This is a genomic window from Sporofaciens sp. JLR.KK001 (assembly GCF_036941055.1).
Classification (GTDB): domain Bacteria; phylum Bacillota; class Clostridia; order Lachnospirales; family Lachnospiraceae; genus Sporofaciens.
The window spans coordinates 291,873-317,747 of record NZ_JAYMNO010000001.1; the positions used below are offsets into that span (position 1 = coordinate 291,873).

At 47.6% G+C, this 25,875-nt stretch carries 22 protein-coding genes and 1 pseudogene; 18 read left to right on the top strand and 5 right to left on the bottom strand.

Going from position 1 to position 25,875, the window contains the following annotated elements:
• The first annotated feature begins 30 nt into the window (after nt 1-30).
• The 11 genes from flhB (at nt 31) to VSQ62_RS01670 (ending at nt 11,475) form a co-directional block, all read left to right on the top strand.
• A complete protein-coding gene (flhB, locus tag VSQ62_RS01620) occupies nt 31-1,092 on the top strand; it encodes a flagellar biosynthesis protein FlhB (RefSeq protein WP_334632816.1) in 1,062 nt (353 codons plus the stop codon).
• Nucleotides 1,093-1,095: 3 nt separating this feature from the next.
• Entirely contained in the window at nt 1,096-3,174 is a 2,079-nt protein-coding gene (flhA, locus tag VSQ62_RS01625; RefSeq protein WP_334632817.1) for a flagellar biosynthesis protein FlhA, read from the top strand.
• A 26-nt stretch (nt 3,175-3,200) separates the two neighbouring features.
• On the top strand, nt 3,201-4,025 hold the full coding sequence (locus VSQ62_RS01630) for a sigma-70 family RNA polymerase sigma factor (protein WP_334632819.1): 825 nt from the start codon (nt 3,201-3,203) through the stop codon (nt 4,023-4,025).
• The gene (locus VSQ62_RS01635; RefSeq protein ID WP_334632821.1) at nt 3,994-4,743 is read left to right on the top strand and encodes a flagellar hook-basal body protein; all 750 of its coding nucleotides are present in this window, start codon (nt 3,994-3,996) and stop codon (nt 4,741-4,743) included. Before VSQ62_RS01630 ends, VSQ62_RS01635 begins: the two co-directional genes overlap by 32 nt.
• 18 nt (nt 4,744-4,761) lie before the next feature.
• Nucleotides 4,762-5,481, top strand: coding sequence for a flagellar hook-basal body protein (locus VSQ62_RS01640; protein ID WP_334632822.1), 720 nt, complete (start codon nt 4,762-4,764; stop codon nt 5,479-5,481).
• 11 nt (nt 5,482-5,492) lie between these two features.
• Complete coding sequence (locus VSQ62_RS01645; RefSeq protein ID WP_334632823.1) at nt 5,493-6,113, top strand: chemotaxis protein CheC; 621 nt, start codon at nt 5,493-5,495, stop codon at nt 6,111-6,113.
• Between the two features lie 4 nt (nt 6,114-6,117).
• Nucleotides 6,118-6,600 (top strand): chemotaxis protein CheD, encoded by a 483-nt coding sequence (locus VSQ62_RS01650; protein WP_334632824.1) that lies wholly within the window; start codon nt 6,118-6,120, stop codon nt 6,598-6,600.
• Between the two features lie 63 nt (nt 6,601-6,663).
• Nucleotides 6,664-7,578, top strand: a complete 915-nt coding sequence (locus VSQ62_RS01655; protein WP_334632826.1) for a chemotaxis protein — start codon at nt 6,664-6,666, stop codon at nt 7,576-7,578.
• A 2-nt stretch (nt 7,579-7,580) separates the two neighbouring features.
• Complete coding sequence (locus tag VSQ62_RS01660; RefSeq protein ID WP_334632828.1) at nt 7,581-8,825, top strand: EAL and HDOD domain-containing protein; 1,245 nt, start codon at nt 7,581-7,583, stop codon at nt 8,823-8,825.
• 82 nt (nt 8,826-8,907) lie between these two features.
• Nucleotides 8,908-9,783: a hypothetical protein gene (locus VSQ62_RS01665; RefSeq protein ID WP_334632829.1), complete on the top strand. Its 876-nt coding sequence runs from the start codon at nt 8,908-8,910 to the stop codon at nt 9,781-9,783.
• Between the two features lie 36 nt (nt 9,784-9,819).
• The gene (locus tag VSQ62_RS01670) at nt 9,820-11,475 is read left to right on the top strand and encodes a methyl-accepting chemotaxis protein (RefSeq protein ID WP_334632830.1); all 1,656 of its coding nucleotides are present in this window, start codon (nt 9,820-9,822) and stop codon (nt 11,473-11,475) included.
• 102 nt (nt 11,476-11,577) lie between these two features.
• On the opposite strand, the gene VSQ62_RS01675 is transcribed toward VSQ62_RS01670, so the two are convergent.
• Complete coding sequence (locus tag VSQ62_RS01675; protein WP_334632831.1) at nt 11,578-12,444, bottom strand: Rpn family recombination-promoting nuclease/putative transposase; 867 nt, start codon at nt 12,442-12,444, stop codon at nt 11,578-11,580.
• Nucleotides 12,445-12,787: 343 nt separating this feature from the next.
• Nucleotides 12,788-13,585, bottom strand: a pseudogene (locus tag VSQ62_RS01680) (PD-(D/E)XK nuclease family transposase).
• Between the two features lie 459 nt (nt 13,586-14,044).
• Here VSQ62_RS01680 and VSQ62_RS01685 point away from each other — a divergent pair.
• On the top strand, nt 14,045-15,514 hold the full coding sequence (locus tag VSQ62_RS01685) for an ATP-binding protein (RefSeq protein ID WP_334632832.1): 1,470 nt from the start codon (nt 14,045-14,047) through the stop codon (nt 15,512-15,514).
• Nucleotides 15,515-15,652: 138 nt separating this feature from the next.
• Here the strand turns inward: VSQ62_RS01685 and VSQ62_RS01690 are convergent, their stop codons facing one another.
• On the bottom strand, nt 15,653-16,654 hold the full coding sequence (locus tag VSQ62_RS01690; RefSeq protein WP_334632833.1) for a late competence development ComFB family protein: 1,002 nt from the start codon (nt 16,652-16,654) through the stop codon (nt 15,653-15,655).
• The gene (locus VSQ62_RS01695) at nt 16,638-17,444 is read right to left on the bottom strand and encodes a ParA family protein (RefSeq protein WP_334632835.1); all 807 of its coding nucleotides are present in this window, start codon (nt 17,442-17,444) and stop codon (nt 16,638-16,640) included. Before VSQ62_RS01695 ends, VSQ62_RS01690 begins: the two co-directional genes overlap by 17 nt.
• Before the next feature lie 213 nt (nt 17,445-17,657).
• Between VSQ62_RS01695 and fliD the strand changes: the two genes are divergently transcribed.
• From fliD to VSQ62_RS01710, 3 genes are read left to right on the top strand one after another with little or no spacing between them, the layout of a single operon-like run.
• Nucleotides 17,658-20,141 carry a flagellar filament capping protein FliD gene (gene fliD, locus VSQ62_RS01700; RefSeq protein ID WP_334632836.1) on the top strand — a complete coding sequence of 828 codons (2,484 nt, stop codon included), beginning with the start codon at nt 17,658-17,660 and terminating at the stop codon, nt 20,139-20,141.
• Nucleotides 20,142-20,161: 20 nt separating this feature from the next.
• Entirely contained in the window at nt 20,162-20,536 is a 375-nt protein-coding gene (gene fliS, locus VSQ62_RS01705) for a flagellar export chaperone FliS (protein ID WP_334632837.1), read from the top strand.
• Between the two features lie 14 nt (nt 20,537-20,550).
• Nucleotides 20,551-20,958: a hypothetical protein gene (locus VSQ62_RS01710; RefSeq protein WP_334632838.1), complete on the top strand. Its 408-nt coding sequence runs from the start codon at nt 20,551-20,553 to the stop codon at nt 20,956-20,958.
• A gap of 94 nt (nt 20,959-21,052) precedes the next feature.
• Here the strand turns inward: VSQ62_RS01710 and VSQ62_RS01715 are convergent, their stop codons facing one another.
• Nucleotides 21,053-21,796: a C39 family peptidase gene (locus VSQ62_RS01715; protein WP_334632839.1), complete on the bottom strand. Its 744-nt coding sequence runs from the start codon at nt 21,794-21,796 to the stop codon at nt 21,053-21,055.
• Nucleotides 21,797-21,937: 141 nt separating this feature from the next.
• Here VSQ62_RS01715 and VSQ62_RS01720 point away from each other — a divergent pair, with 141 nt between their 5' ends.
• The 3 genes from VSQ62_RS01720 (at nt 21,938) to VSQ62_RS01730 (ending at nt 25,851) form a co-directional block, all read left to right on the top strand.
• Nucleotides 21,938-22,663, top strand: coding sequence for a cell division ATP-binding protein FtsE (locus VSQ62_RS01720; RefSeq protein ID WP_334632841.1), 726 nt, complete (start codon nt 21,938-21,940; stop codon nt 22,661-22,663).
• Nucleotides 22,664-22,787: 124 nt separating this feature from the next.
• On the top strand, nt 22,788-24,194 hold the full coding sequence (locus VSQ62_RS01725) for a nucleotidyltransferase family protein (RefSeq protein WP_334632843.1): 1,407 nt from the start codon (nt 22,788-22,790) through the stop codon (nt 24,192-24,194).
• The gene (locus VSQ62_RS01730; RefSeq protein ID WP_334632844.1) at nt 24,169-25,851 is read left to right on the top strand and encodes a methyl-accepting chemotaxis protein; all 1,683 of its coding nucleotides are present in this window, start codon (nt 24,169-24,171) and stop codon (nt 25,849-25,851) included. Before VSQ62_RS01725 ends, VSQ62_RS01730 begins: the two co-directional genes overlap by 26 nt.
• Nucleotides 25,852-25,875 lie beyond the last annotated feature (24 nt).

Below are 25,875 nucleotides of genomic sequence, written 5' to 3' on the forward strand. Positions count from 1 at the left end.
ATGACAGATTCATAAAGGAAGTGAAAACCTTTGGCGTCAGATGAAAAAACCGAAAAAGCCACACCTAAGAAGCGAAGAGACCAACGTAAGAAAGGTCACGTTGCCTCTAGTAAAGACGTGATTGTGGTCGCTTCGCTTATCGGGTGTTTCTATTGTCTACAGATGTTATTTCCGTCAATCTACAGGGCGCTGAGGGATGCATTGATATTTCAGGTGTCGTCGATCTCGGAGATGGAGGAGCTGTCTCTCTCCAATCTTCAGTTGATTGGGATGAAGTCTGTGAATACGCTGGCAAAATGCATCTTCCCTCTGGGGGTGATCAGCCTTGCCATCGGTGTGCTTGCAACCGGGGTACAGACCAGATTCCTGTTCACAAAGGAGCCGCTGAAATTCAAGCTCAGCAAGCTGAACCCGCTTAACGGGATTAAGAATATGTTCTCTGCCAAGCAGGTCGTGGAGCTTCTTAAGGCATTTATCAAGATCATCATTCTGGCGGTGGTATTATACGGGATCCTGAAGGATGAGCTGGTGATGATCGCACAGATGATGGATGTGGATCCGGCGAATTCATTTGCCTATGTCCTTAAAGAGGTCATGAGCATGGTCCTTAAGATCGGGATGGTGTTCGCGGCGATCGCCGGCTTCGACTACTTCTATCAGCGCTGGTCCTACGAGAAGGGGATCAAGATGTCGAAAGAGGAAGTCAAAGAAGAGTTCAAGCAGATGGAAGGAGATCCCAAGGTCAAGGGCAAGATCCGAAGCCTGCAGCAGAGTATGGCGAGAAGCAGGATGATGCAGGCGGTGCCGGATGCGGATGTTATTATCCGTAACCCTACGCATTATGCGGTTGCCTTGAGATATGACATAGACCATGATAATGCCCCTGTCGTGATCGCGAAGGGACAGGATCTGATCGCTCTTAAGATCGTGGAGATCGGAGAGCAGAACAAGGTGACGGTGATCGAGAACAAGCCTCTTGCGCGGGGATTATATGCCTCGACCCCCCTTGGCGGACAGATACCTGCGGAGTATTATGGAGTGGTAGCGGAGATCCTTGTTGAGGTATTCCGTCTGAATAAAAAGTTGGAGTAGAAGATGAAGAATATATTGAATAATGTGGTATCATTGATCGTAGTAATGATCGTACTGCTGTTGATCATACCGTTAAGTCCTTTTTTCCTGGACGTAATGATTATTTTAAATATAGCTGTTTCGCTGATCATTCTGCTGGTCAGTATGAATATCAAAGAGGCGCTGGAGTTCTCGATCTTCCCGTCCCTGCTTCTTATTACAACCTTATACCGTATAGGGATCAATATCTCGTCAACAAGAAGTATCCTCAGTAATTCAGGTACGGCGGGCCAGGTGATCCAGTCCATGGGCGACTTCGTTCTCCAGGGCAATGTTGTTGTCGGTGTTATTATATTCCTGATCATCGTATTGGTACAGTTCCTCGTTATCACCAAGGGTGCGGAACGTGTCGCTGAGGTAGCGGCAAGATTCACCTTGGATGCTATGCCTGGTAAACAGATGGCGATCGACGCGGACTTAGGAAGCGGTCTGATCACGGAGGATGAGGCGAAGGAAAGACGTTATAAGATCCAGAAGGAAGCGGATTTCTACGGTTCTATGGACGGTGCTACCAAGATCGTTAAGGGTGACGCGACCATGTCGCTGATCATCACGGCGGTCAATTTCCTCGGCGGCTGTGTGATCGGTATGGTGCAGGGCACGATGGGGTTCACCGAAGTGCTCCAGGTGTATTCGATCGCGACGATCGGCGACGGGCTGGTGTCTCAGATCCCCGCGCTTCTGATCTCTACGGCGACAGGTATGATCGTAACCCGTGCGGTTGCGGAGGACAGCCTGAATATAGATGTAACAAGACAGTTCGGTGCACAGCCCAAGGCGATCATGATCGCGGGCGGCGTGCTGGCAATCCTGATAGCGATCCCGGGGATGCCGAAGTTCCAGCTTGCAGTGATCGCATTGACCATGATGCTGGGCGGATGGTATCTGCTGCGGCGCATGGAGGAGTTCTCCAGGGTTCCGGAGCCGGCTATGGCGCCGGGCGGCGGTATGAGTCCGACGGATATCGAACAGATGCAGATGGAGGACGAGGAGAATTTCAAGGATATCAACAGTGTATATGACCTGTTATCTGTAGAGCCGATCGAGATGGAATTCGGCTACAGCCTGATCCCGCTTGTGGATGAGGCCAGCGGCGGCAGGATGATCGACCGTATCGTGATCTTCCGCCGGCAGTATGCACAGGAGATGGGGCTTGTCATTCCGTCTATACGGCTTCGTGACAGCTCCAGCCTGAATACGAATCAGTATGTGATCAAGATCAAGGGCGAGGAGGTTGCCAAGGGCGAGATATTGGTAGATTACTATCTTGCGCTGGAGCCGCCGAATCTTGAGAAGGAGATTGATGGTATAGATACCATCGAGCCTGCATATGGTATTCCTAGTAAATGGATCACGGTGGATAAGAAGGAGATGGCGGAGATCTACGGATATACGGTTATCGACCCCCTCTCTGTTATGCTGACGCATCTGTCCGAGACGGTGAAGAAGCATGCGCATGAACTCCTGAACCGTCCGGAGGTAGTACGCCTGGTAGAGAATATGAAGCGGCAGGCGCCGGAGCTTGTGGAAGAGCTGATTCCGCAGCTGATCTCTTACGGTAATTTCCAGAAGATCCTGACCAATCTTCTGAAGGAAGGGATTCCGATCAAGGATATGGAGACTATCATGGAGACGATCGTGGATTCGTCCATGACGGTCCGGGATCTGGATTCGATCACAGAGAATATCCGTGTTGCACTGAAGCGTACCATCACGAGAAAGTTCTGCGAGGGCAACAGCATGAGAGTGGTGACGCTGGATGCGGAGTTGGAGAAGACGATCATTACAAGTCTGACCAACGGCGATCATGGGGTATACCTTGCGCTCAGCCCAGAGGTGATGCAGGGCGTGATCACACAGATGACGGAGGAAGTAAGGAAGTTCCAGGAGCTCGGACAGGTGCCGATCATCCTGACCAGCCAGGTGGTAAGAGTACATTTCTACAGGCTGGTGGAACAGTTCTTCCCGGATGTATTTGTGCTGTCGTTTAACGAGATCAGTAATAACATCCAGATACAGGCGGTAGGAAATATTGCGGTGTAGACTAATAATTTATTGGAGCGTCCGATATGAATGCACAGGAACAGTATAAAGAGAAGACGAACGAAGAGCTTTTAAAACTGTATAAAGAGACGGGAAGCCTGGAGGTAAAACAGGAGATCGTCATGCGTTATATCTATCTTGTGAAGAGTATCGCGCTTCAGATGAGGGATATTTACATGAGCTTCACCCAGGTGGACGATATTATCAGCGAGGGCGTGATTGCGATCATGTCTTCTATTGATAAGTTTGATATAGAGAAAAACGTCAAATTTGAGACATTTATTTCCAAGAGAATCAAGGGAATGATCATCGATCTGGCAAGGAAGCAGGATTGGGTGCCAAGAAGTACAAGAAAGAGCACGAGAGATATTGAAGAAGCGATGACAACGTTATATAATAAATTAGGGTACTATCCTTCGGTGCAGGAGGTAACGGAGTATCTGAATATTACGCCTGAGAAGTATCAGGAGACGATGCGCAAGGCTGCGCTGTTCAATATCTTGTCGCTGGATATGGTCCTGGCGGAGGCGCAGGGGAATGAAGTCGGGGTGTCGCTGCCCCAGGGGGAGAAGAATGAACAGCCGGAGAGCAAGTTCCTTAAGAAGGAGCTTACGGAGGTTCTGGCAGAAGGGGTCGGGATGCTTAAGGATAATGAGCAGCTTGTGATCTCGCTGTATTATATAGAGGAGTTGAATATGAGACAGATCGCGGATGTACTTGAAGTAAGTGAGCCGCGTGTATCCCAGATTCATACGAATGCTATAAAGAAACTAAGAAAACACATGGAAAGATTCAATGAAGAAAGGGAGAGTAAGAAGAATGTTTCAAGGATTCTACGATCTGACGTCTAATATGATCACACAAAACCGGAATTTGAATATTATAAGTAATAATATGTCGAATGTTTCTACGCCGGGCTTCAAGATGGACAGATTAATGCAGAGCACGTTCCGGGACGAGATGATCTATCGGTATGACAAGTACGGCAAGACAGCAGTCGGGACGGTATCGCGGATGAATATCGGTGATGAGCGGATAACGGATTATACCGAAGGAGGTATTCGGGAGACCGGAGCGTCTATGGACGTTGGCCTCATCGGCTCTGGTTTCTTCGAGATTCAGACGGATAACGGCATGGTGTATACAAGGAATGGTTCTTTTAACCTGGATGACGCGGGATATCTGGTTCTGCCGGGATTCGGAAGAGTGCAGGGAACCAATGGTCCGATCCGGCTTACGACGGATGAGATCACGATCGATGAGACGGGCAATATTACCGGAACAGAGAACGGACAGTATTTCGGAAGGCTCAGGATAGTGGATTTCACAGATTATGATCAGCAGCTTACTAAGGTGACGGGAGGCGTATTTGCTGCGAATGCGCAGCCTCAGGCGGCGCCGCTTGCGACGAAGACCATGCAGAAGGCGTTGGAGGATTCTAACGTATCTATGGCGGAAGAGATGACGAATATGATGAGCGGTCAGAGAGTGCTGCAGAGTTCCGCGCAGCTTCTGAAGATGTATGATCAGCTTACATCGAAGATTGTTACGATTGGTTCTGCTACATAGTGAGAGGAGAGAAGGCTTATGTACACATCATTTTATACCGCTGCAAGAGGGGCGATGGAGGAGCAGGAGAAGCTGAACGTCGTCGGCCATAATCTTGCGAATGCGAATAATTATGGTTATAAGGCGAAGACGACGGTGTTCACAGACCTGATGTATTATAATCTGAATAACTATACCGGAGAGGACACCAGATACAAGGCAGGAGCCGGTATTAATGTTGAGAAGACGAACACGGACTTCAGCCCGAAGGGTCTCATAACTACAGAAGATAAGTTTGATTACGCGATCAACGGCAAAGGATTCTTTATGCTGAGAAGTCCGATTACGAACGAGATTACATATTCGAGAAACGGGCATTTCAGTATGTCAAAACGCGGCAATGAATTTTATCTGGTGAACGACAACGGGAATTTTGTGTTAGATGAGAACCGTAATCCGATCCGGGTGCTGGACGGTAATACTGGGGAACTAAGCGGCCAGATCGGTGTCTATGGTTTTAATATCCTTGATGGGATGCAGAGTACAGGGAACAACGAGTTTGTGCCGGTTCTTAAGAACGGGGAGCCGTTCCTTATGCGGGACGCGAAGCTCATTGACCATGCGCTGGAGATGTCGGGAGTGGATGTAGCAGATGATTTTACACGTATGATCGAGGCACAGAGGGCGTATTCATATGCGCTTAAGATGGTACAGACATCGGATGAGGTTGTGAATACGATCAATACGCTGAGAGCATAGAGAGGTGGCTTATGGCAATAAAAACGTATGAAGAGATGAACGAGCTGGGGTTGGATATCCTAAAAGAGATCGGTACGATCGGCGGCGGCAACGCGGCAACCGCACTGTCGAGTATGCTGAGTACCCAGGTACAGATGGCTGTTCCGTCTGTAAAGATTCTGGATTACAATGCGGCGCTTGCAATTCTTGGGGATCCGGAAGAACTGGTTGCAGCTATATTTGTAGAGATGGCAGGAGAAGTGAGCGGAATCATGCTGTTTGTCCTGACAAAAGAAGTGTCGGATGAGATCCTGTTCAGGATGCTTGGCAAGACGGAGTCAGATCTTCTGGCGATGGAGGAGATCGATTCCTCTGTTCTGATAGAGATCGGGAATATTGTGATATCCTCATATATTACGGCAATGTCTTCCCTGACGGGAGTGAACGTAGAGCTGTCTGTTCCGCAGCTTGCCATTAATATGCTTGGCGGGATCATGAGCGTGCCGATCGCGATGATGGGACAGCATTCAGACAAGATTATGATGATAACAGGAGATTTTAAAATAGACGGGAAAGCATTGGACAGCACAATGCTGCTTCTGCCGGACGTAGAGTCTTTGAATGTTCTTATGAAAAAGCTAGGAGTTGAGTAAGTCAATGGAAAAAAAGATATCGGTCGGAATTGCAGATATGAAGATAACAAGGCAGGAGGGTATACTGATCACATACGCGCTGGGATCATGCATCGGGGTCTCGTTCTACGATCCGATGATCAAGCTTGGAGCGCTTCTTCATATCATGCTGCCAGAAAAAGGGAAAGCAAGTGACAGCAACGTCTTTAAGTTTGCGGATTCGGGAGTTAAGGAGACGCTTCGTAAGCTCACTGCGTTCGGAGCTACGAAGAGGCGGCTTGTAGTGAAGATTGCCGGGGGCGCCAAGATGTTCGAGATGAAGGGCGGCGGCGGCCTGGGTAATATCGGTGAACGGAATGCTCAGAACGTGAAGAGAATCCTGATGGCGGAAGGGTTACGCGTCACCAGTGAAGATACCGGCGCTAATTATGCGAGGACCATGCTGCTTGATGTGGCGACGGGACAGGTGTATATCAGGTCGGCCGGGAAGCCGGAACGTATGCTTTAACCCCTTATTCTGAGAGAATATTGCGTCGATAAATATACATAGAATATAAAGGAGTGAGTGTGTATGGCTGATACAGAGATTTTATTGGAATCAGGAACAAATGAAATTGAGATTATGCAGTTTACGATATTTGGTGAATTGTACGGAATCAATGTGGCGAAGGTACGCGAGATCATGATGGCGGATAAAGTGAAGCCGGTGCCGCATTCTCATGGAGCTGTTGAGGGGATTTTCAAGCCAAGGGATATCCTGCTTACAGTGATCAATCTGCCGAAGTATCTGACAGGTGACAGCGGAGATAAGAATGAGAGGGATCTGTTCATTGTCACGAATTTCAATAAGATGCATATAGCATTCCGCGTGCATACGGTGGTTGGAATCAGCAGGATCTCCTGGGAGGATATCCAGAAGCCGGATAAGACGCTCACGAACGGAGAAGACGGAGTTGCGACAGGTATCGCCCAGTGCGGCGGACAACTGGTTACGATTCTGGATTTTGAGAAGATCGTGGCAGAGATCGCACCGGAGACAAGCATCCAGGTGGATGAGATCGACAGGTTAGGAGACAGGATTCCAAGGGATAACAGGATCATCCTTGCGGAGGATTCGATCCTTCTGACTAAGATGATCAAGGATTCTCTGTTCCGTGCGGGCTATAGTAATCTTATGAATTTTAATAACGGCAAGGAAGCATGGGATTATCTCAGCAGTATCCGCAACGAGCCTGATTTCTATAAGCGGGCGGCGCTGTTGATTACGGATATTGAGATGCCGGAGATGGACGGACATCGTCTGACCAAGCTGGTGAAGGATGACGAGAAGATGAAGAGGATGCCGATTATTATCTTTTCCTCACTGATCAACGAAGAGATGCGGATTAAAGGAAAGCAGCTGGGAGCGAACGAACAGCTATCGAAGCCTGAGATTGGGCGTCTGGTAGAGGTTATGGATGAGCTCTTAGACCGGGGAGGAGAGTAATAATGGATAGTTGTGTTGTAAGACAGGCTATTAAGGATCAGGCGACCGATGCGGTCATCGGGTATGAGCTTGTGATCCAGGAGGACAGGGATAGTCTGTATAATCCAAGTTCGGACAGCGTTGCGGCGAATACGATGGTGTCGTTCCTGTCTGAGAATTCTGACCGTATTTTCAAGGATAAGAAGACGTTCATGACATTTACGCCGACGCTTCTATTCAGGAATACGCCGAAGATATTTGATAAGGATAAGGTTGTAATACAGATCGGAGACAATATTGTGATCCATTCGCTTGCGGCGATCCTGATCAGTAAGTACCGTGAGGACGGGTATCATTTTGCGATCAATGATTTCCAGTTCACACCGAAGTATTTCAGTATGCTGGAATATGTAGATTACATAAAGCTGGATGTAACGGGTAATATGGATGAGACGCAGAAGCGTTCTATTGCCAATGTTGTGGATATGGCTCACGGATTCCAGAAGAAGTTCATTGCAACAGGCGTGAACAGCAAGGAAGCATATGACTGTGCAGTGGAGCTGAATGCGGATTTCGTGGAGGGAAGCTATATCTCAGGAGCTACGATAACGAAGACCAATAAGCTGGATTTCATGCAGGGCAATCTGTATCAGCTCATTATAGAGATCACGAAGGATGAGCCGGATGTGGAGGTATTAGAGGAGACGATCACAAGGGATGCGGCGCTGACATATGCGCTGCTCCGTATGGCGAATTCAGCGTATTTTGCGGTGCATCATGAGACGACTTCAGTGCGTCAGGCGTTGGTGCGCGTGGGAATCAGCCAGTTGAAGCAGTGGATCTATCTGCTGAGCTTTGAGGATAAGGAGAATTCATCAGAGGAACTGCTGAAGACGTCTTTCATGCGTGCAAACTTCGCATCTGCGCTGGTGAAGAAGCTTAAGAACTTCACCATCAATATGTCCGACGCATATCTTATGGGTATGTTCTCTACTCTCGAGTATATGATCGACGCCTCGATGGCAGAGATCCTTGAAGATATCCCGATCGTGGAGGAAGTGAAGACGGCGCTTGTTACCAGAGAGGGTAAGGCGGGACGCCTGTTCGAACTGATCCTCTGCTACGAGAAGGCCGAGTGGGTTGAGATCAAGGAGATAGCTGAGGAACTCGGACTTAAAACGAATGAGCTGGCGCAGATCTATATGGACTGCGTTGAGGAAGTGAACAACATATGGGAGAATGTTGTCGGCATGTCCGAGAGCGAATAGAGTAACAGTTCAGGCAAGCGGCTCTGTTACTGAATAGATTCTTGTTATAGATTCTTGTTAGTGTGATGGGAAGGTGAATGTTATGGTAGGAGGTATTTCGGCAGTTAATCCGTATGCGGGACGATATGCCGGGTATGTTCGCCCAAGCGCTGCCTTGCAGGGTGCACGGAGTGTAGATGCGGTATCCCGGAGCGCATATGGGCAGCCGGTGCAGAGTGTCAGAGGTGTCGGAGCGGTAACGCCGGTATCGGGTGTAGCGGCTGGCCGGGAGGTTAACGGTGCAAGTACGGTTCCTGTACCGGGCGTGTCTGCCGGTCAGGGAGCCGGAGCGGCGGCGGGAGTGACGGCAGGCCAGAGAGCCGGCGTTGTGTCGGGAGTGACGGCAGGCCAATGGATCGGAGCCGGCGGTGCGGTTCGGGGCGCAAGTCCGGGGACGCCGGTAGAGCCTGTGAGTCCGATAGGGGCTGTGAATGTGAACGGGACGAACGGAATCGCGAATACGATCCCATTCCTGCGTAAGGGAATGGATCCTGCGGAACTGGCGGTGCGTATGCGGATCCAGTATGCGGATTCTTCCAAGGAAGAGGGAGCAGGCGTAGACGCAGCGCAGAAGGCGGCAGAGGACGCCGAGTGTCAGACCTGCAAGGAGAGAAAATATCAGGATGGTTCGGATGATGCGGGAGTTTCTTTTAAAACACCTACACATATATCGCCGGATCAGGCAGCTTCAGCGGTCAAAGGCCATGAGATGGAGCATGTGGTGCGTGAGCGTGCGGCTGCAAAGCGTGAAGACCGCCGTGTAGTAAGCCAGTCGGTTACGATGCATACGTCGATCTGCCCGGAGTGCGGCAGAGTCTATGTATCGGGCGGAACGACGAGGACTACGACGGCATCTGAGCCGGATACGGCGGAAGCTATGCAGCAGCAGGATGGCAAGAATTTTTCCGCAGCCGCATAAAATATATTTGACAGTGAAGAAAAGAGGGAGTTATCCATGCGAAAGAGTATCAATAAGATGGTGGGGATTCGGGTGGCGACCACGGTTGCTGCCGTGCTCATCTATAGTTTTGCAGTAACTGCGAATATTTTTGTGATCAAAGATACGCAGAGGGACAGCATTGCAGCGACTACATTGCTGGACACGATCGAGAAAGCAGAGGTGGCACATTACAAATGGTCTGCCGGATTAAGTAATGCATTGTACGCGGAAAAGGAATTTACCGGAAGTATAGATCCTACTACCTGTGCCCTGGGACAGTGGCTCTACGGCGAGGCGGATACAGATGATGAAAAGGTACTTGGGCTGAGAGAACAGTTGGAGCCGCTGCATAAGGAACTTCATGAGTCTGCCAGCTATGTACTGGATCTGCTGAAGACAGATCCGGATCGTGCGCAGGAGTATTATCAGGATACGATCCAGGGGAATCTGGCGACGCTGGTCGGATATCTGGATGAGGTTGTGGAAGAGGGAACGATGCTGAAGGATAAGAGTGCGGAGAGTATGGAGAGAACTCTCCACATCGTACAGATCGTATCCGGGATCTGTTTCTTTCTGGCGCTTATATTCCTGATGAGCCTGGTTCATTATGTATTAAAACAGATCGTGAAGCCGATGGTATATATCAGCGGTCAGGTACGTCCGCTGCAGGAAGGTAAGCTGGAATTAGATCTTGATTATGAAGCGAATAATGAGTTGGGTGAACTGGCAAGTGTTATAAGAAATTCTCTGTCAGTAATCCAGGGGTATGTGGAGGATATCAACCGGATCATGGGACAGCTGGCGAGAGGTGATTTTAACGTCAGCACTTCAACTGAGTTCATCGGTGATTTCCGTTCCATTGAGGAATCAATCGACAGTTTCACTGCAACTATGTCGTCAGCGATTGGAAGTATCGGAAGAGCCGAGCATCAGATCTCCGGCAATGCAGAGCAGCTGTCAAGCGGATCTCAGTCGCTGGCACAGGGTGCGACCGAGCAGGCGAGCGCCGTGGAGCAGCTCTATGCAACGTTGGATGAGCTCTCTAAGAATGCGTCCAAGAATGTTGAGATGGCGAACAACGCACGTGAGAACGCCCGCCTGACAGGCGAGCAGGTTACAGTCAGCGGTCAGCAGATGGAAGAGATGGTTGCGGCTATGAAGGATATCACGCAGGCGTCCCAGAAGATCGGTGAGATCATCGGTACGATTGAGAATATCGCGTTCCAGACGAATATCCTGGCGCTTAATGCGGCGGTAGAGGCGGCGCGCGCGGGATCGGCAGGTAAGGGATTCGCTGTTGTTGCGGATGAAGTCAGAAGCCTTGCGGCACAGTCTGATGAGGCGGCCAAGGAGACGAAGGAATTGATCGAGGATTCTGTGAATGTTACGGAGAGGGGAAGACATATCGTTGACGAGGTATCCGTAACTCTGGCTAAGACTCTGGAGCTTGTGACGGAGTCTAACAGTGCGATCAGTTCTATTACCGAGGCAATTAACGGTGAAGCGGAATCTATTAAGCAGGTAACGGACGGAATCAGCCAGATCGCCGATGTTGTACAGACGAACTCGGCGAGCAGCCAGGAGTCCGCGGCGGTCAGCGAAGAATTGTTCGATCAGGTTCGTTTGCTGAGAGAAGAGACCGGAAGGTTCCGGCTTAAGAATGGAAGATAGAAGATGAATAAAAGCGCCGCCCCAATCCATGAAGAGGGAATGGATTGGGGCGGCGCTTTTCTGCGCCATATGTCAGTGGCTGAAAACTCTTAAGAGACATTCTTATTGATGGAATAAAGCCACGATCTCCTGAACCTCTTCCAGAGAAATATCGCATTCAGAGGCAATCGCTTCGTTGGAAAGATGCTGTGAATGCAGACGGCATACATTGCTGGCCAGGCGGATTCCGCTATTTCTAGCGCTGCTCATGTTAGTATTATAATCCTTCAAAGCCTTCTCGCGTGCCTCGTATTCCAGACGCTTCAGGTCATCTGCACTTAACTTCTGCAACGCCTCATAAGCTTCACCTAAGTATTCGCTAGTCTGTGCCATATGCAAAAACTCCTCTCTGTTCTTACCGCTAAAGAAACGCATCCAATGAACGATATCTTCCTCTGTCTGGACTTCCTTAGGAAGCTTCTTAATTTCTAAGATCTGTAATTCCATCTTATCATTGTAAAGCACATTGTCGTCATCATCACGAAAATGTATCGTACGATAGCACTTCTTATCCCCCGAGAAACGAATAAAATCCAGAATGCTGACATGAATACATTTCTGCAGCATGCCATAGGAATCGCCAGACTTCAACTGATCAGAAAAGATCTTACTGATATAGAATAAAGCCCGTTCATCCCAGAATTCGTAATTACGCACCTGCATTTCCAAGTTAATCTGAACGCCGTCTATCAGCTTCACACGCACATCCAGGATACCGAGCTTATCATCAGCATATTCACGGTGCAGGTGTGTGGGAAGAAGCTCCGTCTCGGCAATCTCCTCCGGGCGGACCCGCATAACAGCGGCGCAGAATCCTTTTCGTACTTTGGGATTCTCCATGAGCCCGGCAAAGCAGACGTCATTGGTGGGGAGCATAATAAAATCGTCCTGTGTCTGAGTTTCCATCGGTGTGTTGTTAGTAAGATTCATAAAAGTCTCCTTTCATCTGCAAGGAATTACTGGATCAGATTAAGAAGACCTTGATATTATGTACAATCATAACATAAAATACAGTATCAGAAAAGCATTTTGCAGGTGAAAATCTTCGAAATCTAAAGAAGTAAAAACCAGGCATTATAAAATAAATATTGGATAAATATTCGGCGAACTGCCGATCAGAATATAAAAAATGAGCTGTATTAGTTGAGGAAAGAGAGTCCGTTAAGACTGCATGTAGCAATTCGAAAGATTCGCTGTTATTTGCCAGCTATCAGACGCTGTCCCGACTCAAAAGTAGATTGGGTCAGCGCCTAAGAACTCTTAAAAGATATACCTATTGATGGAATAAAGCCACGATCTCCTGAACCTCTTCCAGAGAAATATCGCATTCAGAGGCAATCGCTTCATCGGAAAGATGCTGTGAATGCAGACGCCATACATTGCTGGCCAGGCGGATTCCGGTTTTTATACCACTATTTCTAGCGCTGCTCATGTTAGTATTATAATCCTTCAAGGCCTTCTCACGCGCCTCGTATTCCAGACGCTTCAGATCATCCGCACTTAACTTCTGTAACGCTTCATAAGCTTCTCCTAAATATTCGCTTGTCTGTGCCATAAGCTTAAACTCCTTTCTGTTCTTACCGCTAAAGAAACGCATCCACTGAACGATATCCGCCTCTGACGGGATTTTCGTAGGAAGCTTCTTAAGTTCTAAGATCTGTAATTCCATCTTGTCATTGTAAAGCTAATGAATACACTTCTGTAACATTCCATAGGAATTGCCAGACTTCAACTGATCAGAAAAAATCTTACTGATATAGAATAAGGATCGTTCATCCCAGAATTCGTAATTACGCACCTGCATTTCCAAGTTAATCTGAACGCCGTCTATCAGCTTCACACGTACATCCAGGATACCAAGCTTATCATCAGCATATTCACGATGCAGGTGTGTGGGAAGAAGCTCCGTCTCGGCAATCTCCTCCGGACGGACCCGCATAACGGCGGCACAGAATCCTTTCCGGACTTTCGGATTCTCCATGAGTCCGGCAAAGCAGACATCATTGGTGGGGAGCATAATAAAATCGTCCTGTGTCTGAGTTTCCATTGGTGTGTTGTTAGTAAGATTCATAAAAGTCTCCTTTCATCTGCAAGGAATTACGGGATCAGATTAAGAAGACCTTGATATTATGTACGATCATAACATAAAATACAGTATCAGAAAAGCATTTTGCAGGTGAAAATCTTCGAAATCTAAAGAAGTAAAAACCAGGCATTATAAAATAAATATTGGATAAATATTCGGCGAACTGCCGGTCAGAATATAAAAAGCGAATGCCTTTTAGAATTCTTAGAATGGAGTATAGCATATACTGACGAAAGATGCAATCATTTTTTCAAGAACGAATTAGCCTTCGTGGCTTCTGCCGTAACATCAGAAATCAGCCTGTTCGTGTAGTAGCTTAGAAGAGGGTCAACAGCAGCAGGCGTGGTAACGATATACTTAGATTGAGGCGATGTTTTTTCCGGGGATTGTTGACTGCTGTGGAAATGCTGTGTACAATGGGAGCAAGAGAGGTGGTGTTGACGGATGAGTAAGACTTTTAATGTCAGCGGTGCCTGCAATCCAGACAGGCATTTCGTTGTTGATCTCGAGAGTAGGCTTAGGGAGATCAAATCAATGATAGATTGCGGGGAGTATTTCGTTATCAGCAGAGCGCGGCAATATGGAAAGACTACTTTGCTGCGTGCTCTTGCCGGATATCTAAAAGAAGATTATCAGGTGGTAAGTTTAGATTTTCAGAATATAGAATCTGGCGAATATATGGACGGAAGTGTGTTTGTGCATGCTTTGGCAAGGGAGGTCAATAAAAAGATAAGGCGTATGACCGGGGTTCCGGCGGGGGTAGAACAAGCTATTGCCAATCTTGCCGGCAATAGCAGCCGATGTGTTCGAATGGCAGAGATATTTTCCTGTTTCAGCGAATGGTGTGAATGCTCCCGACAACCAGTAGTGCTAATTGTAGATGAGATAGATACGGCGGCAAATAATCAGGTGTTTCTTGACTTTCTTGCACAATTGCGGGCGGCATATCTTGGCAGAGATGAGATTCCGGCATTCAGATCAGTGATTCTTGCGGGGGTATATGATGTGCGTAATATTAAGAGAAAGACACGTTCGGATGAGGAGCATATGGAGAATAGTCCATGGAACATTGCGGCTGATTTTGATGTAGAGATGAGCTTTTTCGCAGAAGATATAGAAGGAATGCTTAGGCAGTATGAGGATGTTTATCATACCGGTATGGATATTGAAAAGATTGCCGGTTTACTTTATGATTATACATCTGGTTATCCATATTTGGTGTCGCGCATATGTAAATTAATAGATGAACGGATCGCGGGAACGGCAGCATATCCAGACAAGGCAGGCGCATGGACTGAGGAAGGATATCTTGCAGCTGTGAAAATGTTGTTGGAAGAGAATAACCCATTATTCGATTCTCTGATAAATAAGATAAATCAATACCCTGAGTTGAAGTCCGTTATCTGGAGACAATTATTTCAAGGACAGCCAGTCGCATATGCTGCTGATGACAGCGCTGTCAGAAATGCGAGGATGTTTGGATTGGTTAAAACGGAGAACGGATCGGTACGGATTGCGAACAGGATATTTGAAACCCGGTTGTATAATTATTTTCTTACGCTTCCGGAAGTTCAGGGCGGTGAATTATATCAAAGAGCCTCCCTTGATAAAAATCAATTTGTTCAGAAGGGACAGCTTGACATGAAACGTGTCCTTGAGAAATTTGTAGAACATTTTGATGAGATCTATGGTGATCGGGGACAGAAGTTCTATGAAGAGGATGGACGGCGGTATTTTATGCTTTATCTAAAGCCAATCATCAATGGTGTTGGTAATTACTATGTAGAGGCGCGTACCAGGAATCAGGAACGCACAGATCTGATTATTGATTACCTTGGTACACAATTTATTATCGAACTGAAACTATTTGCGCCTGGTAATGCATATAAGAACGGGGAGAAACTCAGCTTATAGATTGCCTGGAGCTGGGATAAGATATTGATAGAAGCTGTGGTCTGATTATCAGAATCTATCTCGATAAAATGGAGTTGCCGCAAAGATGGACGCTGAACCATAGTCCTGCTTTGCAGCAACTCCATTATAATATACCCGTTAATGCCGGGGATTATCTTTTACAACCATGCATGCCTTCGTAGCTTCTACCGTAACATCAGAAATCAGTCTGTTCGTGTAGTAGCTTAGAAGCGGGTCAACGGCAGCAGGTGTGGTAACGATATACTTGGGCATCAATCCGTTCATTGTCAGAGCGACGGTATCTGCTTTGCAGCGGGCACAAGTACAGACATCGAACTGCCGCATAAAGTATATGATCTTGTCCTCAACAATTCGCTCCATAACATTCAGATAGGCGAATTCAGGTTCCGGCTCCGGCTCCGGCTCTGGTTCGGGAGAGGAGATCTCCGGTGCAGGAGATGCCATGTCCTGGGAATGGGCGGCTTCAGTCTCAGTTACCGAATCAGCCGCAGTAGCAGCAGTTGTATCAGCAGCTACTTCCGGTGCAGTATCAGTAATTGGGCCGGAAGCCTCTTCTGGTTCGGCTTCAACATTAACAGTTGCATCAGAATTCTCATCTGATACAGCTTCAACGGATGAGTCAGAATTCTTATCTGATGCGGCATCAATAGCTAAGCCGGAATCCTCATCCGGTACAGCTTCAAGGATTGTGCTGTCAGATGTGCCGGCCGCATTCCCGGTTGATTCTTCTGTTACAGCTTCGGCTGTTGTATCAGCCGGTGGTTCTGCATCAGTCTCGGCCGCAGCTTCCTGTGCAGGAGAACTCTGCTGGCTCTGCTCGAATTCGTCCATTAACTTCTGTTGTATCAGATCTGCAACAGGATCATCTTCCGTCTTATCAATTACGGAAATGTTCTGAGGTGCAGTCTGAGCAACGGGAACAGGTCTCTCAGGTTCCTTTTCAGCCGGGGCGGATGGGGCTGCCGTCTTAGGTTTGGCAGCCGCAGAAGCATCCGTGTTGTCTGCTCCTTCGGCTGAAGTCTGCGGCTCGTTCTGTGAATCATTCTGTGAATCGTTCTGCGCATCATGCCCGGCAAGCAGATTCAGTACATGTGCGGTCTTATTACTTCTCCTGGCCATTGGAAGCACCTCCCTGTGTTATGTTGGATGAGGTTCTGGTCACAACCTCCTGAACAAATTCCTGATAATCAAGTGATGGGTTGGCATGGGGCGCATGGTCGAATACGCTGAGTCCATGTGCCGGAGCCTCGGCAACGGTAACGCTTGTGCGGATCTGGTTAGCGAATACCCGGGTACCCATCTGAGAGGCGATATTCTCCGCCATCTCCTTCACCTCACGGGCAAGCAGAGTCCGCGGATTAAACTTCGTTAAGATGATACCCAGCACATTCAGATTCGGATTCACGCTCTGCCGTACAGAATCTATAGTCTCCTTAAGCTGGGAGACGCCGAGAAGGCTTAGGATCTCCGGCGCCATCGGTATGATCAGATGATTGGACGCCGCGTATGCATTCACTGTAAGTATATTCAGAGCGGGCGGTGTGTCGATGATAATATAATCATAATTACTCTTAACAGGTATCAGAGCCTTCTTCAACAGTAAATCCCGGTCAGATGAAGTAAATTCAAGCTCTGCGCCGCTCAGCAAAATATTCGAAGTAATAATATCGCAATAATCCGTCTCCTGGATCGCGTCCTTGATAGGCACCTGTCCGGTCAGCACGTCATAGATCGTCTTACAGTTCTCGATATCGAGACCGAGACTGAAGCCAAGGCTCCCTTGCGGGTCCAGATCAATTGCCAGTACCTTTTTATCATGAAAAGAGAACAGACCAGCAGCCAGGGCGCTGGATGTGGTTGTCTTGCCTACGCCGCCTTTCTGGTTCGTAAGTGCGATGATAGTAGCCAAAATAAATTCCTCCATTCGTAATTTAAACTAAATCTAACTATTATTTAAAGTATACTATATGCCGATAAATAAGTACAGAATAATTTTGAATTTGTAATATCACGGTTTATATGTAAGTTTACAGGAACCGGGCAGGATAATGCAAGGCCCAGGATACAATTAAGGCTGAGCATTTTATGTTTAATAAGCAAAGAATGAAAAGGAGAGATAGCTATGTCAACATCAATAGGCGGATTGAGCACATCAACAAGCAACGGTATCAGAGGTTACGGCGGTCTTGCCAGCGGTCTGGACAGAGATACCCTGATTGAGGGTATGACTTCCGGTACTACCAGTAAGATTACTCAGCAGCAGCAGAAGAAGCAGCAGTTAGAATGGAAGCAGTCAGCGGTACGGAACATTGCCAGCCAGCTGCTTGATTTTGCGAATAAATATACATCATCATGGAGTTCTAAGACGAATCTGTTCAGTTCCATGTTCTGGGGACGGAATCAACTGTCAGTGACAGGTACGAACAGCAAGTATGTGTCTGTGTCGGGAAGCGGGTCGTCAGCTGATGGCGTATCGATCTTGGGCGTGAAGCAGTTGGCACAGAAGGCGAAGTGGTCTACTTCGGCTAATGTTTCAGGTCAGACCTTGTCTACAGGGAAGATTGATACAAGTAAGACATACGATATACAGCAGCTGATCGGGAAGGATATAGATTTTAAATTAGGTAATGATTCAAGCGCTAAGACATATTCTCTTACCTTGAAAGAATCAGAGAAATTAGCCGACGGAACCGTGGTAAAATATGATTACAGCACTCCGGAAAACGCTATAGAGTCAATTAATAAGCAGTTAGCGAATATCAAAGTTTCTGACGGGAAGAACCTTTCTGATTATGTTCAGTTTGGGAAGGATGCTAGTGGAAAGATTCAGTTTACAATGATTCCGGGGGGCAATAATTTCGAAGTAACCGGTGGATCTGCTATGGAGTATTTAGGATTTAAAGATTTTAAACCAGTAGCTGGTTCTAGCAATGAAACAAAAGTAGCAGAAGAAGATGCAAAGGATAAATTAGTTGATAAGGTAAATCTTGCACGCTTGTTAGACGGTAAGACGTTGACCTTTTCTTATAATGGAAAGACGGCAGAGATAAAAATGCCGGATAAGGATTCCTTACAAGCGTTGATGGGCGCAACATATCCAGTAAAGGATAAGGACGGTAAGATTATATATAACAATGCAAATGAAGCCGTACAGATTGCAATCAAGGAATCCATGCAGATACAATTAGACGATGTTTTTGGTAAGGGAAGGATTGAAGTAGGTACATCGACTGAGGGGGGGATTACTCTAAAGACTAAAAATCCTAAAGACGGCAGTGATGATACAACCTCTGTATTGAAGTTAGTATCAGGAAGCAGTGATGTAAAATACGCATTAGGATTACAGGATGGTATGTCTAACCGTGTAAATATGAACGAGCAGCTTAAGTTAAAACATCCTGAGTTAACTTTTAATAAAACAGAAAAAACGACAGATGCCGAAGGGAAAGAAATCGAAAGAAAATATACAACCCTTTCGATTAATGATAAGGAGATAAGAGTTTATGAAGATGATACCATGAATTCCCTAATGGAGCGGATCAACAACAGCGATGCGCGCGTAACGATTTCCTATCAAGAAGCGGCGGATAAGTTTACCTTTACTTCAAAAGAAGACGGCGCTAGCGGAAGTGTCAAAATTAAAGGTCCAGCAAAGAGTCTTTTTGGACTTACAGGAACAGAAGTAGCAAATGAAACCGGACAGGATGCGATCGTTGCAATCAAATATGCCGGATCCGATGAAGAAGTGGAATTAATTCGTGGAACGAATTCTTTCACCGTGGATGGTTTGACTATCAATGTAAAAGGCGAATTTGGATACACAGAGAAAGCAGATGGTACTAAGGAATTAGACAAGACGGCAGATCCGGTAGAAATCGACGCCCAAGTAGACGCCGACTCAATCGTAGACGCAGTCAAAGCCATGGTAGATGAGTACAACGCCATTATAGAGCTGGTCAACAAGGAACTGACCACCAAACCGGACCGTGATTACGCACCGCTTACCTCCGAGCAGAAGAAAGAACTGTCAGAGGACGAGATCGAGGCATGGGAGAAGAAGGCTAAGGAAGGCCTGCTCCATGCAGACAGTGATATCAGAAGCTTAAGCAGTGACCTGCGTTTCATAATCGGCGGAGGTATCGCTCAGGAATTGGCGGAGATGGGTATATCGACATCCAGCACTTATTCCGACAACGGTAAGCTGACATTTGATGAGTCGAAATTCCGTGCGGCGCTTGCAAGCAATCCAGAGCGAGTACAGCAGATATTCGCAGAATCATCTGTTACGAATACCAATGGAAACGGCACTTCAACAGGAATTGCGACGGCTCTTAAGAATGTGATGGACAAATATGTCAATACTACCGGAGCAATGGAGAGCAAGGGTATCCTGATCCGGAAGGCCGGGCATGAGAGTTCGCCGATGAGTGTTACAGAGAATACCATGTATAAGCAATTGCAGGAGATCGAGAAGTTGATCACGAAGTTCCAAGAGAGACTGGAAACAGAGAGAGACCGCTATATTAAGCAGTTTACAAGCTTAGAGACACTGATCTCCCAGATGAATAGTCAGAGCGGATTCTTAAGCCAGCTTGGCGGCTATTAAGAGCAAAAAAGGGGAAGAATATGTACCAGAATGGATATCAACAGTATAAGATGCAGTCTGTGAATACGATGACGCATAGTGAGATGCTTCTGCTTCTGTATGATGAGCTGATCAAACGGCTCACCAGGGCACAGATCGCGTTGGGGAATAAAGACTATGATTTGTTTGAGAAGTCAGTTCAGCGGTCAAGGGAGATCGTGCGGTATCTTGATGAGACGCTGAATATGGAGTATAGTATCAGCTATGAGCTGAGAAGGATGTATGAGTTCTTTCTCTATGAACTCAGCAGGCTGCAGGCCGGACGTAACAGCGCTGTAGTTGATGAATTGAAGCCCCTTGTAGCAGAGCTCAGGGATGCGTTTAAAGAAGCCAGTAAGAAGACGGCTGCTGTATAGACGGGAGAAGTCGTATGGAGAACAGAGAAGAACTATTGATGGAGATCCTTAAGCGGGTACAGCGAAATTACAGGCATATGGTAGAGATCGAGAGAGTGACGAAGGAGATGGCGGATGCCCTGTCCAGGAACGATCAGGAGTCGGCTCAGTTATTGATGAAGATGCGGCAGGACGAATTGGAACGTTTCCTGGATTCGAAGCGGGAGATTCAGATGCTGATCGAAGTCGGCGGTGAGGATAAGGAGAAGCTCAGATCCTGGCTGAACGCAGAGGGCAAGTATCAGCCGGAAGCGTTCGGGGAGAAGAAGATCTTAGAACTCAGCACTCAGCTTCAGCAGGTCCTGAAACGGACGATAGATGTTGACAAGGTGTTCAATTCCAGAGTTGCCGGAAAGGATTCTTATTATCAGGCGGCTCATTAACGGGTTGCCGATATAATAGAATAAAAATAATTTTACAAAAGAAAAGAAGTCTGCAGCAGTTAATGTGCTGCAGACTTTTTACAGTATGATCATATTAAGGAGAGATACTCCACACCGGCCCGCCGGAATTGGCGGCGGCGTTCAGTTCGCTTAAGATCACCGAGATGTCCCAGGGGATCTGTGTATTCTCCAGGCTGGCGGGATCAGCGATACGGACCTGATTGCCGGACCAGTCGTCGGCAATGACGATAAAGTGCCCGTTAGATGTAAAGTGCCCGGAACCCATCAGTGCGATCAGGATATGCCCGTTACGCAGTTCAGAGAGCACGCCTTCCTCTGTGAAGTTCTGGAAAGGAGCGGCCTTCAGGCCGAACGCGGCTGCGCCTTCGATGATGAAGTTGTGCTTCGTCCCATGGCCGGCGGACCAGTAATTGTGGTCGGCAGCCCAGGCCGCCATATCGGAAGGCGAGAGCGTATGCTCGGTAAAGCTTGTCACGACCATGGCCAGAGCGGTCGGTCCGCAGCCGTATGAATGGAGCGGATCGCGTCCTCCGTACAGGAAGTCAGCCCAGCGGACGTCGGATTGATTATAGTAGGTAAGGGTGCCGATACTGCTGCTCATAGACAGAGTGTATTGACCGTCTATGAATGCCGGGGCTTCCTCCGGATCAGGGGCAGCGTCGGGAAGCACCCGCGGCGGCGGGGGTCCCTGTTCAGTATTATCTGCCTGACCGTCAGCGGCCGCCGGATCAGCGCCCGACGCACGGTCGGTCCGAACAAAGTACAGGCATAACAGTAATGCGATAATGAATACACCGCATAATAATTTCTTTTTCATATTTTCACCGTGTCTAAATAATCGTTGTTGACGGTTTCATTTTAAACCAGTATAGTATATGTAACAAATATACACAATAACTATTATTGATCGTAATAGAAATATATCGGTAAATGTGCAAGAAAAATAAGGTGGGAATATATGGCGCAGATTATTTTTGACCATGTGACGAAAAAATTTAAAAACGAAACTGCATTACACGATATTTCTTTTGAAATAGATAAAGGGGAGTTCGTATTCTTCATCGGGAAGAGCGGAGCGGGGAAGAGCACGTTGCTGAACCTGATCATGAAGCAGGAGGAGGTGACTTCCGGGAAGATCACAGTGGAAGGCCGCAGGGTGGATACCATGACGAGGAATAAGGTCCCTGAACACCGGCGCAGGCTGGGTATTATGTCTCCAGAAGTTGGACTATTGAAAGATCGTTCGGTATATGATAATATTAAGTTAGCTTTGCTCGCAACGGAGAATGCAGATGACCGTATGCGGGAGAAGATCATTAAGGTACTGGGACTGGTAGGTCTTGCGAAGAAGTACAAGTCATACCCGGACGAGTTATCAGGGGGTGAACAGGCAAGGATACTTTTGGCGAGGGCGCTTTCGGTTCAGCCAGAGATTCTGATCGCAGATGAGCCGACGGCGAATCTTGATCCGGATTCCGCGTGGGACCTGATGCAGCTATTGGAGGAATTGAACTACAGAGGGATGACGATCCTGGTAGCGAGTCATGCCCGGGGACTGGTTACGATCATGAAGAGACGCTGTATCACGCTGATCGCAGGAAGGATGGCGGCGGACGAGAAGCGTTCGATCTATAACCAGAAATCAATGGATATCTTTGCGGAGAGAAGAATTCTAAAAAATTAGCGAAAAAATGTTATATTTGCCTAAAAATGTCCGATAAATTAAAAGTAGGGGATGAAAGCCGGCAGTCTAATTTGCAGACGGTTTGGAAAGGAGGCAATGAGCTATTAGCTACGAGATCAGATACATGCTAATATTGCTGGCAGCTATCATTAACCAGAAACCGATCCAGACATTGAGAAAGCGAATGAGATGGGAGACGCTTTTAGACGTTTCCGATTATCAGGATGTAATCAGTATTGTCTATATAGGGCTTTTAGGAATAGAAAAAGAGATCTCAGAAGAATGCGAAGCAGAGTTTTATCAGAGTTACAGGAAGCAGCTTCTTCTTTATGAATCCTACAAGAAGGTAGATGAGGTCATCAAGTGGCAGTTGGAGAGGCATAAGATAGACGCTTTGTTTCTGTTAGATTCAGAAGTAACCGAGATGTACCCTAAGCCGGAGATGGCTCATATCAGACAGATAGAGATTCTTGCGGACAAGAAGGAGATGCCCAGGATCCATAGAATTATGTTGGATATGGATTATGAGCAGCGGGAAGAAGCGATGGGCAGCGGAGTGGTCTATGTGAGAGTACCTGGTGTCCGTATTGTATTCTATGACGGAATGCCGATCGAGAATAAGGTGATCAGGCATTACTTTTCTGGTTCTATTAAGAGTTATCGGCGCATAGAGTCTTACAAGTTCATACATATGCTGACGAATGAGGAGGTCTACCTGTATCGTGCGGCGAGGATGGTCGAGCTGTATATTACGGGTAAGCTGAAGATTCGGGATATTATGGATCTGTGGCAGTTTAAGAAGATTCTGGGTGAGAAGTTCCGCTGGAAGGCAGTGAGAGAATTTCTGGAGAAGGCAAAGTGGCAGGAATTTATCCGGCAGGCGGAGCTGCTTGCGGAACTCTGGTTTGGTGAAGGAGCCGAGCAGCAATATGGGGTGGCAATAGAACTGGAAGAATATATCTTATCACGCGGACGTGAGAATGAGCATCTGGATGAAGAGCTTCTGCCGTGTGAGAAGGTGAGGCTGGATTTCTACTGGCGTGACAGGGATAAGGAATGGGCTCTTAAGCAGCAGGCATGGTGGTTTCCTTCAAGAGAGTACATGATGCAGTTTTTCCCGGCGCTTGAGAAGTATCCGTTTTTATTGGTATTTTGTTGGATTGTCCGCAATTGGCGTTTTATTAGACGAATCTGTACAAATAAGTGTAAGAAAGCAGGATTTCGGCTTAGAGTCAGATTGTTGGATATAAAAGAAAAATTGAAAGGAATGATAGGCAGGAAGAAGGATGGAGAGGAGGAGATGCCTGAGGCGGCCGAAGGAGACAAAGGCAGCGGGGCGGATCCGAATATAAGCGGGGAAGATGCGGCTGAGGAAGCAGGCCCCGATGAGAGCAGCGCAGGCACGGCCGAAGGAACGGCGGCGCAGGCAGAAGAAGCGGGGGATTCCCCGAACAGAGAGACGGCGGATGAGACCGCTAGATTAGAAGAAACAGAAGGAGAGAACTATGAAGAACTTAAAAATCAGATCTAAATTGTTAGTGTCATTTGGAGTAGTGCTCGTGCTGACGATTTTAGTATCCTTGTATTCCATTTTACAGCTAAGAAAGGCAAGCAATAATCTGAATGAATTTATGGAAGGCTCAGTTGCGGCAGACGATGCGGTCAAGGCATGCCGTATTGCAACATTTATGGCGGCGACGGATGTGCGTAATATGATCATAGCAGGGCAGACAGACGCGGCGAACCTGCAGGCGATCGACGAGAGCAAGGCAAGTATTGAGTCTAATCTGGAGAAGCTGCATAGCCTGGATATCCTGAATAAGGATGAAGTGGCTGAATTTGAGAATTCTTTGAACAAATGGCTTGGTATTGCGGATGATATCCTGAATAAGTTAAAGTCGGGAGACGCGATGCGCGCGGCGGAGCTGGTGCGGACACAGTGTACACCGGCGCTTGAAGAAGTGATATCTAATATTAATCAGTTAATTGAGAATACGGCGGCTATCCGTGCAGAGACTATGGATGAGAGCGTGAGGGAGACGAACATGAGCATGATCATCCTCCTGGCCATTACCGTAGTCGCGATCGTGTTTGCGATGATCATCTGTGCAAGGGTGACGAGAATGATCGTACATCCGGTTCATCAGGTGGAAGAAGCGATGGAAGGGCTTTCCAGAGGAGATATGTCGCAGTCATTGGAGTATGATTCCGCGGATGAGTTCGGTATGCTGGTTAACAGCGTGAAGGATACCTGTGAAGGCCTGGAGGCTGTAGTAGGGGATCTGACACGTCTGCTGGATCAGATGTCAGGCGGGAATTTCGACCTCTTTGCTGAGGACAATATTTACAAGGGAGACTTTGAGCCTCTGTTAGCATGTATCCGTAAGATGAACCGCAGCCTGAGCGATACGATGAGACAGATCAATGATGCGTCCGACCAGGTAGCAAGCGGCGCCGATCAGGTGTCTTCCGGTGCGCAGGCGTTGTCACAGGGCGCAACCGAGCAGGCAAGTTCTGTACAGGAATTGGCGGCAACGATCAACGATATTTCAAGAGAAGTCAGCAACACTGCTGAGAATGCGAGAGAAGCAAGCCAGAAGGTTATGGAAGCGCAGAGCAAGCTGTCTGTATCTAATGAGCAGATGCAGGATATGATCTCTGCTATGGGTGAGATCAGCCAGAAGTCCGGCGATATCGGCAAGATTATTAAGACGATCGAGGATATTGCATTCCAGACTAATATCCTTGCGCTGAATGCAGCGGTAGAGGCAGCCCGTGCGGGTGAGGCCGGCAAGGGATTCGCGGTAGTAGCCGATGAGGTTCGTAATCTTGCGTCCAAGAGTGCGGAAGCGGCAAGCAATACGACTGTGCTGATCGAGGGAACGATCCTGGCAGTAGAGAACGGTACGAATATCGTAGACCGTACTGCGGAAGCGATTTCCGAGACAGTGGAGAGTACGAAGAGCGCTGTTACATATGTGGATAAGATTTCTACTGCGGCAGTAAGCCAGGCAGAAGCGATCTCACAGGTAACGATGGGTATGGATCAGATCTCCAGCGTGGTTCAGACGAACTCTGCTACGGCGGAAGAGAGCGCGGCAGCCAGCGAAGAGTTATCCAGTCAGTCTCAGTTATTGAAGTCCCTGATTTCTCGGTTCAAGCTGAGAAGTGCAAGACCGGGCGAATAATAGATAATAGATAATAGATAAGAG